Origin of the sequence: Pigmentiphaga sp. NML030171 (genome assembly GCF_002188635.1) — a bacterium.
In the GTDB taxonomy this organism is placed as follows: domain Bacteria; phylum Pseudomonadota; class Gammaproteobacteria; order Burkholderiales; family Burkholderiaceae_B; genus Pigmentiphaga; species Pigmentiphaga daeguensis.
The window spans coordinates 39,190-53,624 of the sequence record NZ_NINX01000025.1; the positions used below are offsets into that span (position 1 = coordinate 39,190).

A 14,435-nucleotide genomic window follows, 5' to 3' on the forward strand; every position below is an offset into this window, starting at 1 on the left:
CCTTGTCATGCCGACCTCAAGCGGTCAGACCATCGCCCAGAAGATCCTGGCCCGCGCCGCGGGCCGCGAGACCGTGGCGCCGGGCGAGTACGTCAACTGCGTGCCGGACCACGTGGTCACCCAGGAGATGGTCTGGCCCATGCACAAGCGCAACCTGGAGAAGATAGGCGCGACCGCGTTCGCCCGGCCCGAGAAGGCCATCATCGTCATCGACCATACGCCGGCGGCCGCCACCGGCTCGCCGCACGCCGCCACGCACCACATGCTCAGGCAGCTGACGCGCGACTTCGGCGTCGACAATTTCTACGGCCCCAATACCGGGCTGCGCCACCTGGTGCTGGTCGAACGCGGCTTTGCCCGGCCCGGGTCGCTGGTGTTCTCGGACGAAGGCAACATCGCCTCGATCGGCGCGGTGGGCGCGCTGAACATCCCCATGTCCACCGACGTGCTGGCGCCGCTGCTGAACGACCGGCACTGGGTCTGCGTACCGCGCACGGTGCGTATCGAGCTGGTGGGCAGCCTGCCGTTCGGCGTGACCGGGCGCGACCTGGTCCAGGCCATCATCCGCGACCACGAGGAACAGGGCACCTTCCTGCAATGCTGCGTCGAGTATGGCGGACCGGCGCTGGCGGGCCTCAGCCTGGACGACAGGCAGGCCATCCTCGCCTCGACCTTTCACACGGGATCGGACACCGCCATCATGGACGTCGATGCGCGCGCGCTCGACTACGTGGACGAACGCGCGGACGGCCGGCCCTACCTGGTGATGCGCAGCGACCCGGACGCGGACTACGCGGCGGTGCTGACCTACGACCTGTCGCGGCTGACGCCCATGGTGACCGTGCCGCCCACGCAGAGCGGCGCGGTCGACGTCGCGCAGGTGGCGGGCCGGCGCATCGACCAGGCCGCGGTCGGGTCCTGCGCCAACAACCGGCTGGAAGACATGCGGGCGGCGGCCGCCGTGCTGCGCGGCCGCCGGGTCGCGCGGCACGTCACGATGTACATCTCGCCCGGCAGCCAGAACGTCTATGCCGCGGCCGCGCGCGAAGGTTTGCTGGAGGTGTTCGCCGAGGCCGGCGCCACCGTGCTGTCGCCCGGCTGCAATACCTGTTGGGGCTACCTGGGCGTGCTCAGCGGCGAAGACGTCTCCATCACCACCCACCAGTTCAACTACCAGGGCCGCAACGGCAGCACCCAGGCCGCGGTCCACCTCGCCTCGCCCTACACGGTGGCGGCCTCGGCCGTGGCGGGAGAGATCACGGATCCGCGCCCGCTGCTGGCGGGCAGGCTTTGAGGAGCGGCGCGACATGAACGAGACATCCTCCGTGCGCACCCTGCGGGGCCGGGTCTGGAAATTCGGCGACCAGGTCTGCGGCGACGACGGCATCATCGAATTCGCCGCGGTGCGGGACGGCTTCGGCAAGCCGTTCGACCTGGACGCGCTCCGGCAGATGTGCTTTCGCCAGTTACGGCCGGAGTTCCCGTCGCAAGTCCGGCCGGGCGACATCGTCGTCGGCGGCAAGAACTTCGCGCATCACAACCACGTGGAAGTCAGCGTTGCCATCAAGGCCTCGGGGATCGCGGCGGTCCTGGTGGAGTCCTGCGAATCGGGCTTCATCCGGCGCGCGCTCAGCCAGGGGCTGCCGATACTGCTCGTTCCAGGCATCACGCGGGCCGTGGCCGATGGCGACGTGATCGGCGTCACGCCGGCCACCGGGGCGATCGAACTGGCCGACGGCCGCATCATCCCGTCACCACCGTTCTCGCCGCAGATGGTGCGGATCTGGGAAAGCGGCGGACTGGTCAACGCACTGGCGAGCGAGTTCGCGGCGGCGCGCATCTAGGGCCTGTTCCCGCTAAAAGCAGGCCCGCACAGGCCGGGAATGGGCCCTAGGCTGGATTCTTCAGGCGCGGGTCGAACTGCACGGTCCGGCGCAGCGACTCCCGCTCGGCCATGCGGTCGGCCCAGGCCGACAGGCGCGGCCGCGTGGCGCGCCACCGCAGGTCGGCGAAGCGGAAATCCGCATGGCCGACCCCCACCGCCACGCCCAGGTGGCCGATGTCGAATTCGCGGCGATCCAGCTCGTCCACCGTGGCTTCGAGCGCATCCAGCGTGGCCAGGGTCTTGGCGTGGTACGAGGACAGATGCGCCGGCGACTGGAGCGCCGGGTCGCGGCCGCGTTCGTTGTTCCACAGGATCAGGATGTCGGTCAGTCCGTTGCCCAGCGCGTGCCAGCGCAACGCCTCCAGCCGCTGGTCGAACCCCTGGGGAAACAACCGTCCCTTGCGGCTGTGATGGTCCAGGTATTCGCAGATGACCAGCGAGTCGTACAGGGCCACGCCCTCGTCGGTCACCAGGGTGGGGATCTTGCCCAACGGGTTGTCCCGCTCCACGTCGGCGTTCACGGTGGACAGCGAAACGATGGACAGGCGGGTTTCGATGGACGCGTCCAGTCCGGTCTCGATGGCCGCCGCCATGACCTTGCGCACGTAGGGGGAACGGGTGGACCAATGCAGCTTCATGCGCGCTTTCCGTCGAAACAGTTCGTATGGCGGCCAGTATATCCACCCGGGCATCCGGCCACCCCGCGCAAAGCAGGTGTGACGGCCGGGTGATAGCAGCGGACGGGCGGCGTCGCTATAGTCCGTGGATGCCTAGGAACGCGCGCGCCCGGGCGCGCCACAGGGGAGACAGATGGCCATCAGCTACGACCTCGTGCGATCGGTCAGCGCCCAGCTCTACGAACGCGCGCTGAAGAAAATACCCGAGGACACCAAGGAAGCGCTGCGCGCGGCCGAGCGCGGCGAGCACAACGAGGTGGCGCGCGGCACGCTGCGCATCATGCTGCAAAGCGCCGATGCCGCCGAGGCCCGCCAGCATTTCGTCTGTTCCGACTCCGGCGTGCCGGTGTACTTCGTCGGCATCGGCACCGGCGCCCGGCTGGAAGGCGATATCAAGCGGGCCTTCGCCGACGGCTTCGACGACCTGGTCGCCACCATCCAGCCGCCGCTGCTGGCCCACGTGACCAATCCGCTTACCAACGAGCGTGGCTACAAGGGCAAGGACATGCCCATCGTGACCTTCGACCTGATCGACGGCGCCGACTACGTGGACATCACCTGTTCGCCGAAGGCGCTGGGCTCCGGCCGCTGGGCCGCGCTGGAGATCTTCACCTTCCCCAGCCTGGAGACCATAGAGCGCTACGTGATGGAGGTCATCCTGAAGGCGGGGTCGCAACATTGCCCGCCGGTGGTGATCGGCGTGGGCATAGGCGGCACCTTCGACTATGCCGCCAAGCTGGCCAAGCAGGCGACGCTGCGGCCCATCGGCACGGTCAATCCCGAGCCCGTGCTGGCCGCGATGGAGGACCGCCTGAAGGAAGCCGCCAACGCGACCGGCTTCGGTCCCATGGGCACGGGCGGCGACAGCACGGCGATGGCCGTGCACGTGGACTATGCCTCGGGCCACGGCTTCACGCCGGTGGCGGTGTGCTTCAACTGCTGGATCAACCGCCGCACCCGCGCCCGCATCCATGATTCGGGCCGCGTGGAGATCATCGAATGACCGGCCGCCATGACGAGGACGCGACATCGTGAGCACCGTACACGAGCTTGAATTGCCACTGGGCGAGGAAGCGGTCCGCGCGCTGCGCGTGGGCGACCAGGTCCGCCTGCACGGCGAGGTCGTGCTGTGCGCGGGCATGACCACGCATGAACGGCTGACCGGGCTGCTCGACCGTGGCGAAGCGCCGCCCATCGATCTGCGCGGCGCCGCGCTGCTGCACCTGGGCAGCTACAGCCGGGAAGCCGATGGCCATTTCGAGGTGCTCTACCTGAATCCCACGACGAGCACGCGCTTCAATGGCTTCATGCCGCGGTTGATACGCGGATTGGGTTTGCGGGTGGTGGGCGGCAAGGGCGGACTGGACGCTGGCAGCGTCGAGGCGATGCGCGCGGAGGGTTGCATCTACCTGTCGTTCCTGGGAGGTGGATGCACGCTTCTATCCGAGGCGATACGCGAGGTGGTAGCGGTGCACTGGAACGACCTGGTTCACCACTACCGGCTGGTGAAGCTGCGGGTGGAGGGGCTGGGCCCCGCCACCGTGGGAATCGACGCCCAGGGCAACAGCCTTTACGGCGACCTGGCGGAGACGGCCAGGGAACGGTTGCCTGAAATACTGGCCCGGCTGGATGAGCGGCGGCGTTCCGCCCGGGGTTGAGCGCTAGGGTTTGGGATTGGGCTCGGGTTCCGCGCCAGGCTGGCGCTGAAGCATGGGCCGGTGGAAGATCTCGCCCAGCGCGGCGTAGAAGGGCCCGCCCAGGCGGGCGATGGGGCGCATGGCGGCGCTGGCGACGCGGCGGCCGTCGTAGATGTCGGGAGACAAGTGGAAGGCGACGACCTGGCCGATGTACAGAGTGTTGTAGCCCTCGCCCAGGGCGATGGCCTGGTCCAGGCGGCATTCCATCTGCACGGGGGTCGAGGCGATGCGGGGCGGCTTGACGTGGTGGCTGGGCAGCAAGGGAATGCCCAGGGCCTCGGGTTCGCTGATCTCGGGCGGGTACTCGGCAGCGCTGGCGTGCATGATCTCCAGGTCGGCCTCGGTCGAGACGTTGACGACGAATTCGCCCGTCTGGACGATGTTGCGCGCAGTGTCCTTCAGGTCGCCGTCCAGCGTGGAGATGTTGACCGCCAGCATGGGCGGGCGGGTGGCGACGTAATTGTAGGAGCTGAACGGGGCGGCATTGACGCGGCCGTTCCCGTCCTGCGTGGTGATCCAGGCCACGGGGCGCGGCACCACGCAGCCGACGACGAGGCGGTAGGCGTCGGCCGGGTCCAGACCCTGGCCGTCGACGCGTATGAATTCCTTCATGTTCTCCGGTTCCAGTCGCGACGCGGCGAAGAGGCCGCACCCGCGGGGGTTCATTTCGCCAGCATGTCCAGGGCGCCCAGCAGTTCGGTCATCGCCGTCTTGTCCTTCTGGGCGAAGGCGGTGACTTCGGCCGGCGTCATGTTGTCGATGCTGCCATCCTGCTGCGCCAGGAAGCGCTGGTGTTCCGGCTCGGCGTTGATCGCCGTCAGCGCCGAGCTCAGTTTCTCGATGATAGCCGGGGGCGTGCCGCGCGGCGCCGCCAGCGCATACCAGGTGGAGACTTCGTTCCAGTTCTTGATGCCGGCCTCGGCCATCGTGGGCACGTCGGGCAGCAGCGAAGACCGCTTGGCACCGGTATAGGCGATGGCCTTCAGGCGGCCGTCCTTGACGAAGGGCAGCACGGGCGAGGCGCTCAGCATGCCCAGCTCGACCTGGCCGCCGATCAGGTCCTGCAGGGCCGGGGCGGCGCCCTTGTAGGGAACGTGGGTGATGTCTATGTTGGCGCGCCGGCGCAGCAGTTCGCCGGCCAGGTGGGTCGGGCCGCCGGTGCCGGCCGACGCGAAGTTGAGCTTGCCGGGCTGCTTGCGCGCGCGGTCGAGCAGGTCCTGCATGGTGTTGATGCCGAGCTTGGCGTTGGCCACCAGGACCACGGGCTGGTTGGCGACCAGGCCGACCAGGTCGAAGTCCTTCAGGCCGTCGTAGGTCGCGCGCTCGATCAGCGGACCGACCACCATGCCGGGCGAGGTGCCCATCAGCAGGGTATAGCCGTCGGGCTTGGCGCGCGCCACGTAGCCGGTGCCCACCATGGCCCCGCTGCCGGCCTTGTTCTCGACGACGACGGGCTGGCCCAGGCGGTCCTTGAGCCGGGATGCCAGCTCCCTGGCCAGCGTATCGGCGGGGCCGCCCGGCGCGTAGGGGTTGATCAGGGTGACCGGCCGGGTGGGGTAGTCGGACTGGGCGTGGGCGGCAGGCAGCAGCAGGGCCGTGGCCGCCAGGCCTCCGAGCAGGATGGCGAGTGCGCGTTTCAAGGTCGTCTCCATGGCTTATGGTTGTCCGCCATCCGGCCGCATCCGGCCATGGCGCTGCGACCCACTATAGAAGCGCGCACTTCCCCGTCCCAGGTCCGGGGAAGGCAAAGCTGATATGTACGGCGGCGCAACGGGCGCCGCGCCTACTCCGCCTGGATCCCCGCGTGCCGGATCTGCGCGCCCCATTCCTCGTACTGGGCGCGCACGAAGCGCTGGAAATCGTCTCCGGCCAGGAAGTCGGTCTCCATGCCCATGCCGCGCAGGCGTTCCTTGACCTCCGGCTTGTTCAGCGACAGCTTCAACTGATCCTGCCACCATTGCACCACCTGGGCGGGAAGCCGCGCCGGCCCGGCCACGCCTATCCAGCCTGTCAGGTCCAGCCCGGACAGGCCCAGCTCGGCGGCGGTCGGAACGTCGGGCAGGATGGTGGAACGCTTGTTGGATACCAGCGCGATGGCGTGCAGGTTGTGCGCGCCGATCTGCGGCAGCACGGCGCCCAGGTCGGAGGAAACGAAATCCACCCGGCCGCCCAGCAGGTCGGTCACGGCCGCGGGCTGGCCCTTGTAGGGCACACTCAGCACCTCCATGCCGGCGGCGCGGCTGAAGGCGGCCGAGGCGACCTGGCCGGTGCCCGACCCGTACCCGGTTGCCAGTGATTTCGGCTTGGCGCGGCCGGCCGCGATCAGGCTCCTGGCGTCCGCGTGCCCGCCCGCGGCGCGGGTCACCACCACCACGTCGAAGCGCACCATGCGGGCCACCTGGGTGAAGTCCGCCAACGCGTCGTGCTTCTGGATGGCCTTGGACAGGAAGGGGCCCGAGGAACTGGTGGCGCTGGAACTGGGCATCATGGTGTAGCCGTCGGGCGCGGCGCGCGCCACCGCGTCCACGCCCAGCGCGCCCAGCGCCCCGGCCCGGTTCTCGACGACGATCACGGCGCCCGTGCGGGCGCGTATGTCGTCGGTCACGATGCGCGACACGTTGTCGATGGAGCTGCCGGCCGGGAAGCCGATCACGAAGCGCACGGTCCTGCCCGCCTCGGGATAGCCCTGGGCATGCGCCGGCATTCCGGCATGCAGGGCGGCGCATGCCAGGCCCAGCGCGATCACCTTCCGCATAGAAGTCTCCTCTTTCCTTGTCGTGGTTGTCGTCAGCGCGGCGTGGACCAGGTCCGGCCGCCCAGCACTTCTTCGGTGTGTTCGCCCAGGCCCGGCGCATGCCGGCGCACGTCGCCCGGGGTCGCGCCGAAATGCACGGGGATGCCGGCCTGGCGCAGGCGGCCTTCGGTAGGGTGTTCGCATTCGCGCCAGAAACCCAGCGCGGCCAGGTGCGGGTCGGCCAGCAGGTCGTCGAAGCTGTGCACGGGCGCGAAGGGAATATCGGCGGTCTCCAGCGCCGCCAGCCACTGCGCGGTGGTGCGCGTGCGCAGGGTGTCCTCGACGTAGCGGTACAGCTCGGGAAAATGCCGGCTGCGGTCGCGGGCGGTGCAATAGCGCGGATCGTCCGCCATGCCCGGGTCGCCGGCCAGCGCGAAAAAGCGCCGCCATTGGGCATCGGTATAGGGGACCACGCTCAGGTAGCCGTCACGCGTCGCGAAGGGCCGGCGATAGTCGTTCAGCAGCCGGGCATAGCCGGCCTCGCCCTCGGCCGGCACGAAGCTGCGGCCGGCCAGGTGTTCCGGCGCCAGGAAGGCCACCATGCATTCGAACATGGGCACTTCTATGGACTGCCCGGTGCCGGTGCGTTCACGCGCGTACAGGGCGCAGGCGATGGCGTTGGACACGTACAGCGCGACGGTCTTGTCGGCCACGACCGAGTTGACGTAGCGCGGCGGCTCGGCGCCGCCCGCCCCCTGCAGCCACGCCAGGCCCGATGCCGCCTGGATCGTATCGTCGATGGCCGGCCGGCCCGCGTAGGGGCCGCGCTCGGAATAGCCATAGCAGACGCAATGGATGAGCCTGGGAAAGCGCGGCGCCAGCGTTTCGTGGTCCAGCCCCAGGCGCCGCAGCGCCGGCGCCCGCATGTTGGAGACGAACACGTCGGCCCCGGCGATCAGTTCCAGCAGCGCCTCGAGGCCGCGCGGGGTCTTGGCGTCGAGCACCACGCTGCGCTTGTTGCGGTTCAGGTTCAGGTGGGCATGGCTCATGCCCGCATGGCGTTGCGGCGTGACGTGCCGGAACACATCGCCCGCCGGCGGCTCGACCTTGATCACGTCGGCGCCCATGTCCCCCAGCATCTGGGTCGCCATGGGCCCCATGCCGACGGTGCTCATGTCCAGGATGCGCACCCCGTCCAGCGGACCGGCCATGTTCATTCTCCTCCCAGCAGCCGGCGCGCCAGCCGCAGGTGCGGCCGGTCGATCATCTTGCCGTCCAGGTTCAGCGTGCCCGCGCCGGGATGGGCGTCGAACGCCCGGACCACCGCCCGGGCCCACTGCAACTGGGCTTCGTCGGGTGTCAGCAGCCGGTTGATCGGCTCCACGTGGCGAGGGTGGATGGCCAGCTTGGCGACGAAACCGTCGCGTACCGCCTCGCGCGTTTCATCCGCCAGGATGTCGGGCGCGTCCAGGTCCACGCACACGGTATCCACCGCCCGCACGCCCGCTGCCGCCGCGGCCGCCAGGCACAGGGAACGCGCCAGCCGGAACGGCTCGGTGTAGCGGCCGGCCTCGCGGTTGCCGCGCGCGCCCAGGTCCGCGGCCAGGTCTTCCGCGCCCCAGGACAGCCCCCACAGCCGGGGCGTGGCGCCGGCATAGTCATGCAGGCCGAACAGCGAACGCGCGGTTTCGGTGACGATGGCCAGGACGCGTATGCCGCCCTCGGGCAATCCGGCCATGGCCTCGCAGGCGTCCAGGTAGTGGGCCGCCCGCTCCAGGTCGGCGCGCCGGGCACATTTGGGCAGCACGATGCCGAACGGCCGACCGGGCACGACGGCCGCCAGGTCGGCCAGCGCCTGGCCGCTGTCCAGCGCATTGATGCGCACCCACGCCTGCTTGGCCGCGGGCGCCTGGCCCAGCATGGCGCGCACGGCGTCCCGCGCCGCGACCTTGCGATCGGGCGCGACCGAGTCCTCCAGGTCGAGGATCAGGGCATCGGCGGGACTGGCGGCGGCCTTGTCGAACTTGCGCGGCGCATCGCCCGGAACGAACAGCATCGAGCGGACCATGGTGGTCTCCTCTAGGCCGGAGCCTTGTGCATCAGGGCGGAGCGCTTGCAGCGGGCGACGATGTCGTCGTCCTGGTTCAGCGCGAGGTGCTCGAATTCCACGATGCCGGCGTTCGGGCGCGAACGGCTTTCGCGCACCGACAGCACGCGGGTGCGCACGTGCAGCGTATCGCCGGCGAATACCGGCTTCGGAAAGGCGACCTCGCTCATGCCCAGGTTGGCCACCGTGGTGCCCAGCGTGGTGTCGTTCACCGTCATCCCTATCATCAGCCCCAGCGTGAACAGGCTGTTCACCAGCGGGCGCTTGAATTCCGTCCCGGCCGCGAAGTGCGCATCGATGTGCAGCGGCTGCACGTTCATGGTCAGCGAGCTGAACAGCACGTTGTCCATTTCCGTGACCGTGCGGGTCCAATCGTGGGCGAACTCCTGCCCCGGGGAGAACTGTTCGAAATACAGTCCGGCCATCGTCGTCTCCTGATCATTGTTCTTGTTTATGAAAAAAAGTTTATATACTTGAACATCAATATTCAAGCCTGCCCAGGCGCAGGCGCCGGGAAGTGGCCCCCTCGCATTCATGCCTATAGACTTTTGCCCATGAATACGAACGACGTGAAAAGCGCCAAGCGGGTGCTGACCATCCTGCAATTTTTCGCCCAGACCCGGGCGCCGGCCTCGCTGACGCAGATCTCGGCGGCGCTGGGGTTTCCCAAGTCCAGTTGCCTGGCGCTGCTGGATACCCTGGAAGGGGAAGGCTACGCCCACCAGACGGGCGGCCGCTACTACCTGACGCGCCGCTGGTTCAACGAGGCGCGCGCCATCGCCGAACACGACCAGTTGGCCGCCCGCGTCCGGCCGGTGCTGGAAGAACTGCGCGACAAGCTGCGCGAGACGCTGATCCTGGCCCAGCGCTCGGACAGCCAGGTGCTCTACCTGGACGTGGCCGAACCCGAGCGCATCGTCCGCTTCACCGCCCGCACCGGCGAACTCAAGCCCCTGCACGCCGCCGCCTCGGGGCGCGCGCTGCTGGCCGCGATGGCGCCGGCCGAACGCGAGGCGCTGCTCGCGCGCATGCCGCTGCCGCGCTTCACCGACCAGACGCCAACGACGCGGGACGCGCTACAAAAGATGCTGGAGGAAGGGGACCGGCGGGGCTATCACGTGAACCTGGGCGAGCACCAGGCCGACACGCTGTCGGTGGCCGCCCCGGTGGTGCTGTATGGCACGCCCTATGCACTGACCGTCGGGGCGCCGCTGGAGCGCGCGAAACCGCAGGTGCGGCAGATAGGCGGGATGCTGGTGGAAGCGGCGGCCAGGCTGGCCGCCGAGGTCGGCCGCGCCAACGCGGCGCCGGCCTGACACCGCCTACGCCGCCCCGTTCTCGTCCAGGCGCAGCGAGCGGGCCAGTTCGTTGATCCGGTCCTTGGTCTCTTCGACCAGCGAGCCGATCTCGCTGGCTGACGTGGACGAACGCATGGCGAGCTTGCGCACTTCGTCGGCCACCACCGCGAAACCACGCCCGGCGTCGCCGGCGCGGGCGGCCTCGATGGCCGCGTTCAGCGACAGCAGGTTGGTCTGCGCGGCGATCTCGTTGATGACCGCCACGATCTGGCCGATCTGCTCGCTGGAGGCCAGCACGGAATTCATGGCGCTGTGCGTGGTCTCGCGCTCGGTATGCTCGGCCTGCACGTTCTTCAGGAAGGCGGTGTAGGCGATCTTGCCCTCGAGCCGTATCTTCGACAGCGACAGGAGGCCCCATACGCGCGTGCCGTCCTTGCGCTCGATGGGCACCTCGCGGCTGGTGCCCACGATCTTGTCCTTGCCGGTCTCGCGGTTGGCCTCGACCAGCCGGTCGTGGTCGGCCTGGATGGCATGGGGCACCAGCATCTTGACGTTCCTGCCCAGGACCTCGTCGCGGCCGTAGCCCCACAGGCGTTCGGCCGCGGCGTTGAAGAAAGTGACGTTGTTCTGTTCGTCGATGGTGACCACCGCGTCCAGCGCCTGCTCCAGCGTCTGGTTCATCATCTCGCGCGCGTTGTGCTCGCCCGTGATGTCCTTGACGAAGGCCGTGTAGGTGATGCGGTCGCCCACCTTCACGCGCGACAGCGACAGGCTCGCCCACACCTTGGCGCCGTCCTTGCGCTCGAGCCTCACCTCGCGGCTGGTGCCCACGATCTTGTCCACGCCGGTGCTGCGGTTGGCGTTCACGTAGCCATCGTGGGCGGCCTGGATGGCCTGGGGCACCAGCATCTTGACGTTGCGCCCGATCACCTCCGCGCGGTCATAGCCCCACAGCCGTTCGGCGGCCGAATTGAAGAACGTGACGTTGTTCTCGGCGTCGATCGAGACCACGGCGTCGATGGCCTGCTCCAGCGTCTGGTTGATGACCTCGCGCACTTCTCGCTCGCGCGAGATGTCCTTGACGAAAGCGGTGTACAGGATACGGTCGCCGACCCGGATCTTGGACAGCGACAGCGCGCCCCAGGCCTGGGTGCCGTCCTTGCGCTCGACCTGCACCTCGCGACTGGTGCCCACGATCTTGTCCTTGCCGGTCTCTCGGTTGGCCTGGACCAGCCGGTCGTGGTCGGCCTGGATGCCGCGCGGCACCAGCATCTTGACGTTGCGCCCGATCACCTCCGCGCGGTCATAGCCCCAGAAGCGCTCGGCGGCGGCATTGAAGAAGGTAACGTTGTTCTTCTCGTCGATGGAGACAACGGCGTCCAGCGCCTGCTCCAGCGTCTGGTTGATGGTCTCGCGCTCCTCGTGCTGCGCGGTGATGTCGCGCACGAAGGCGGTGTAGGTGATGTGCCGGCCGATGTTCACCCGCGACAGGGACAGGCTGACCCAGACCTTGCGGCCGTCCTTGCGCTCGATCTGCACCTTGCGGCTGGTGCCCACGATCTTGTTCTGCCCGGTCTCGCGGTGGGTGTCGACATAGCCATCGTGCGCGGCCTGGATGGCCTGGGGCACCAGCATCTTCACGTTGCGCCCGATCACCTCGGACCGCTCGTAGCCCCATAGCCGCTCGGCCGCGGCGTTGTAGAAGGTCACGTTGTTGTGCTGGTCGATGCTGACCACCGCATCGATGGCCTGCTCCAGTACCTGGGTCGAACGATCCGGACGGAATTCCAATACGCGCGCCAAGCGACTTGCGGTTCCCGACATGCCGACCTCCTGTGAATAACAACAGGATCTCGGCGCGCGCCCTGCGTGAATGGATCGGGGACAACCCTGAGCATGCATAACTTCGGTCATCGCGAGCCTTTCTGAAGCGAAAGCCGCGACGGAGCAATCAATCCAGGCGGATGCCGAATTCGGCGACGATGGCGCCCGCGCGCGCGTAGTCGTCGCGCGTACGGCGCGTGAAGTCTTCCGCGGATCCTCCCACCGGCACTTCCCACTGCGCGCGGAATTCCTTCTGCACGTCGGGCTCGGCCAGGATGGCCGCGACCTCGCGATTGAGCCGCGCGACCACCGGGGCGGGCGTGCCCGCGGGCGCCAGCATGCCGTACCAGGTCGTCACGTCCAGCCCCTTCACGCCCTGTTCCTCCAGCGTCGGGACCTGGGGCAACAGCGGGGAACGGGTAGGCTGCACGACGCCCAGGGCCACCATCTTGCCGGCCTGGACATGCGGCCAGAGCGAGCCGGGCACGCCATAGATCAGGTCGATGTGGCCGCCCAGGAGGTCGGTGATGGCGGGCGCCGTGCCCTTGTAGGGCACGTGCGTGATCGACACGCCCGCCGCGCGGTTGAACAGTTCTCCGGCGATGTGCATGGGCGAGCCGCTGCCCGGGCTGCCATAGCTCAGGCCCGGGCACTTCCTGGCCAGCGCGACCAGTCCGGCCGCGTCGGACACGCCCAGGCCGGGCCGCGCGGCCAGCAGCAGCATGCCTTGCGACAACTGGATGACCGGCGCGAAGGCGCGCACGACGGCTGGCGTACTTGCCTTGGGCAACAGATGGGCGGCCAGGATGTCCTGCTGCATCTCCTGGGCGTAGTCCTGCTTGGCCGCCCACTCCGCGCCTTCGTCCGGCAGGCAGGGGGCGGGCCGCGTCAAGGCATAGCCATAGGTCTGGCATACGCCCTCGCCTTCGGCGCGCATGCCCTTGGGCCGCTCGCCCGCCTGCACGGCGCGGATGCCCGCCCGCAACTGGCGGCGGAACAAGGCGATGCCGGCATCGGCGGCGGTGAGGTTCTCGTTGGCCTGGATCGCCATCCTGCCCTGCGCGACCCAGGCATCCCAGTCGCCCGGGTTGCGGTGCCGTTCCTCGTAGCTGCGCTCGCCCGTCTGGCCGAAGGTGATCGTGGCAAGGTAGTCGGCACGCGCTTTTTCGCTCCATTTGGGCGACAAATGCAGCCATCCCATGTGCATCGCGTTGAAATCGTCGTTGGGCACGATCCAGGTCGACAGGCCCAGGCCATGGCTGGAAGGCAGTTGGCGCCGGTAGCGCAGCTCGATCGCCTGCCGTCTGCCCGGCTCGCCAGCCATGTTCTCGGGAATCGCGTCGCCCAGGCGGATGCCGTCGGGCACGCGGGCGATGTTGGGCAGGATCAGCTCGTTGACGCGGCAGTAGTACAGGTCATGCACGCGCCGCACGCTGGTGGTGATCTGCCCGATGGGCGTCTCGCAGGCCTGGATGACGGGAAGATCGTAGGCGTAGTCGCCGAACTGCTGCACGTCGAACATCGAATGCAGAAAGGTCAGGTGGATGGGATCCTGCGTGTTCTCGCGCAATTGCACCCAATTGCATGGGTTATGCCAGCAGAACGGCAGATATTCTTCCTCGTCGTGGTGCATGAAGTCGTAGTCGGGAAATGGCGGCCGCTGGTCGGGCGGCCCCATGTACGCGAACACCAGGCCGCGGAATTCCCGCACCGGATAGGCGCCGTGGTACATGCGGGACGCCAGCGCACCCGGCACCTTCTCGCCCGGCACCTTCTCGCCCGGCACGTCCAGCAGCGCGCCGTCCACGCCGTAGTGCCAGCCATGGTAGGCGCAGCGCAGCCCGTGGTCCACGATCAGCGCGAACTCCAGCGAAGTGCGGCGATGGCTGCAATGGCGCTCCAGCAGACCGAGTGCGCCGGAGCGGTCGCGGAACACCACCAATTCCTCGCCCAGGATGGTGATGGGCACGGGCAGGTCCTTGATATCGGCGGCCAGCGCCACCGGCTGCCAGAAACGGCGCAGGTACTCGCCGGCGGGCGTGCCGCGGCCGACCTCGGCCAGTTCCCGGTCGGGCGTCGTGGATTGCCGGCGGTCGTAGCCGCCATACGGTCGGGTTGCGTTGCGGACATCCTGCGCCATCGCGAGCCTCATCGAAGTGGAATTGATCGCATTGTCCCGACCGGCCCACGGCAGGGGAAGCCGGCCACGGTCA

At 68.6% G+C, this 14,435-nt stretch carries 14 protein-coding genes; 5 read left to right on the forward strand and 9 right to left on the reverse strand.

The annotated features are described in order from the left end of the window. Window positions 1-7 precede the first annotated feature (7 nt). Entirely contained in the window at window positions 8-1,294 is a 1,287-nt protein-coding gene (locus CDO46_RS08065; protein ID WP_087838027.1) for an aconitase family protein, read from the forward strand. 13 nt (window positions 1,295-1,307) lie between these two features. Continuing rightward, the gene (locus CDO46_RS08070) at window positions 1,308-1,844 is read left to right on the forward strand and encodes a 3-isopropylmalate dehydratase (protein ID WP_087838028.1); all 537 of its coding nucleotides are present in this window, start codon (window positions 1,308-1,310) and stop codon (window positions 1,842-1,844) included. A gap of 46 nt (window positions 1,845-1,890) precedes the next feature. On the opposite strand, the gene CDO46_RS08075 is transcribed toward CDO46_RS08070, so the two are convergent. Further along, on the reverse strand, window positions 1,891-2,523 hold the full coding sequence (locus CDO46_RS08075) for a glutathione S-transferase family protein (protein WP_165963122.1): 633 nt from the start codon (window positions 2,521-2,523) through the stop codon (window positions 1,891-1,893). A 172-nt stretch (window positions 2,524-2,695) separates the two neighbouring features. On the opposite strand from CDO46_RS08075, the gene CDO46_RS08080 reads away from it, so the two are divergent. Both CDO46_RS08080 and CDO46_RS08085 read left to right on the forward strand, forming a co-directional pair. Then, on the forward strand, window positions 2,696-3,565 hold the full coding sequence (locus CDO46_RS08080; protein ID WP_087838030.1) for a fumarate hydratase: 870 nt from the start codon (window positions 2,696-2,698) through the stop codon (window positions 3,563-3,565). Between the two features lie 28 nt (window positions 3,566-3,593). Then, window positions 3,594-4,220: a fumarate hydratase C-terminal domain-containing protein gene (locus CDO46_RS08085; protein ID WP_207958620.1), complete on the forward strand. Its 627-nt coding sequence runs from the start codon at window positions 3,594-3,596 to the stop codon at window positions 4,218-4,220. A 3-nt stretch (window positions 4,221-4,223) separates the two neighbouring features. Here CDO46_RS08085 and CDO46_RS08090 read toward each other — a convergent pair whose 3' ends face one another. From CDO46_RS08090 to CDO46_RS08115, 6 genes are all read right to left on the reverse strand, one after another. After that, entirely contained in the window at window positions 4,224-4,871 is a 648-nt protein-coding gene (locus tag CDO46_RS08090) for a flavin reductase family protein (protein ID WP_165963121.1), read from the reverse strand. Between the two features lie 50 nt (window positions 4,872-4,921). Then, on the reverse strand, window positions 4,922-5,899 hold the full coding sequence (locus CDO46_RS08095; protein ID WP_243724479.1) for a tripartite tricarboxylate transporter substrate binding protein: 978 nt from the start codon (window positions 5,897-5,899) through the stop codon (window positions 4,922-4,924). A gap of 143 nt (window positions 5,900-6,042) precedes the next feature. Further along, a complete protein-coding gene (locus CDO46_RS08100) occupies window positions 6,043-7,014 on the reverse strand; it encodes a tripartite tricarboxylate transporter substrate binding protein (protein WP_087838034.1) in 972 nt (323 codons plus the stop codon). Window positions 7,015-7,046: 32 nt separating this feature from the next. Next, entirely contained in the window at window positions 7,047-8,204 is a 1,158-nt protein-coding gene (locus CDO46_RS08105; protein WP_087838035.1) for a CaiB/BaiF CoA-transferase family protein, read from the reverse strand. Between the two features lie 2 nt (window positions 8,205-8,206). After that, window positions 8,207-9,061 carry a CoA ester lyase gene (locus tag CDO46_RS08110; RefSeq protein ID WP_087838036.1) on the reverse strand — a complete coding sequence of 285 codons (855 nt, stop codon included), beginning with the start codon at window positions 9,059-9,061 and terminating at the stop codon, window positions 8,207-8,209. 11 nt (window positions 9,062-9,072) lie between these two features. Then, window positions 9,073-9,636 carry a MaoC family dehydratase gene (locus CDO46_RS08115; protein ID WP_369597220.1) on the reverse strand — a complete coding sequence of 188 codons (564 nt, stop codon included), beginning with the start codon at window positions 9,634-9,636 and terminating at the stop codon, window positions 9,073-9,075. 18 nt (window positions 9,637-9,654) lie between these two features. Here CDO46_RS08115 and CDO46_RS08120 point away from each other — a divergent pair, with 18 nt between their 5' ends. Next, a complete protein-coding gene (locus CDO46_RS08120) occupies window positions 9,655-10,416 on the forward strand; it encodes an IclR family transcriptional regulator (protein WP_087838038.1) in 762 nt (253 codons plus the stop codon). 6 nt (window positions 10,417-10,422) lie between these two features. Here the strand turns inward: CDO46_RS08120 and CDO46_RS08125 are convergent, their stop codons facing one another. Together CDO46_RS08125 and CDO46_RS08130 are read right to left on the reverse strand one after the other, a co-directional pair. Further along, entirely contained in the window at window positions 10,423-12,222 is a 1,800-nt protein-coding gene (locus CDO46_RS08125; RefSeq protein ID WP_087838039.1) for a PAS domain S-box protein, read from the reverse strand. Between the two features lie 127 nt (window positions 12,223-12,349). After that, window positions 12,350-14,362: a tripartite tricarboxylate transporter substrate-binding protein gene (locus CDO46_RS08130; RefSeq protein ID WP_176400682.1), complete on the reverse strand. Its 2,013-nt coding sequence runs from the start codon at window positions 14,360-14,362 to the stop codon at window positions 12,350-12,352. Window positions 14,363-14,435: the final 73 nt, after the last annotated feature.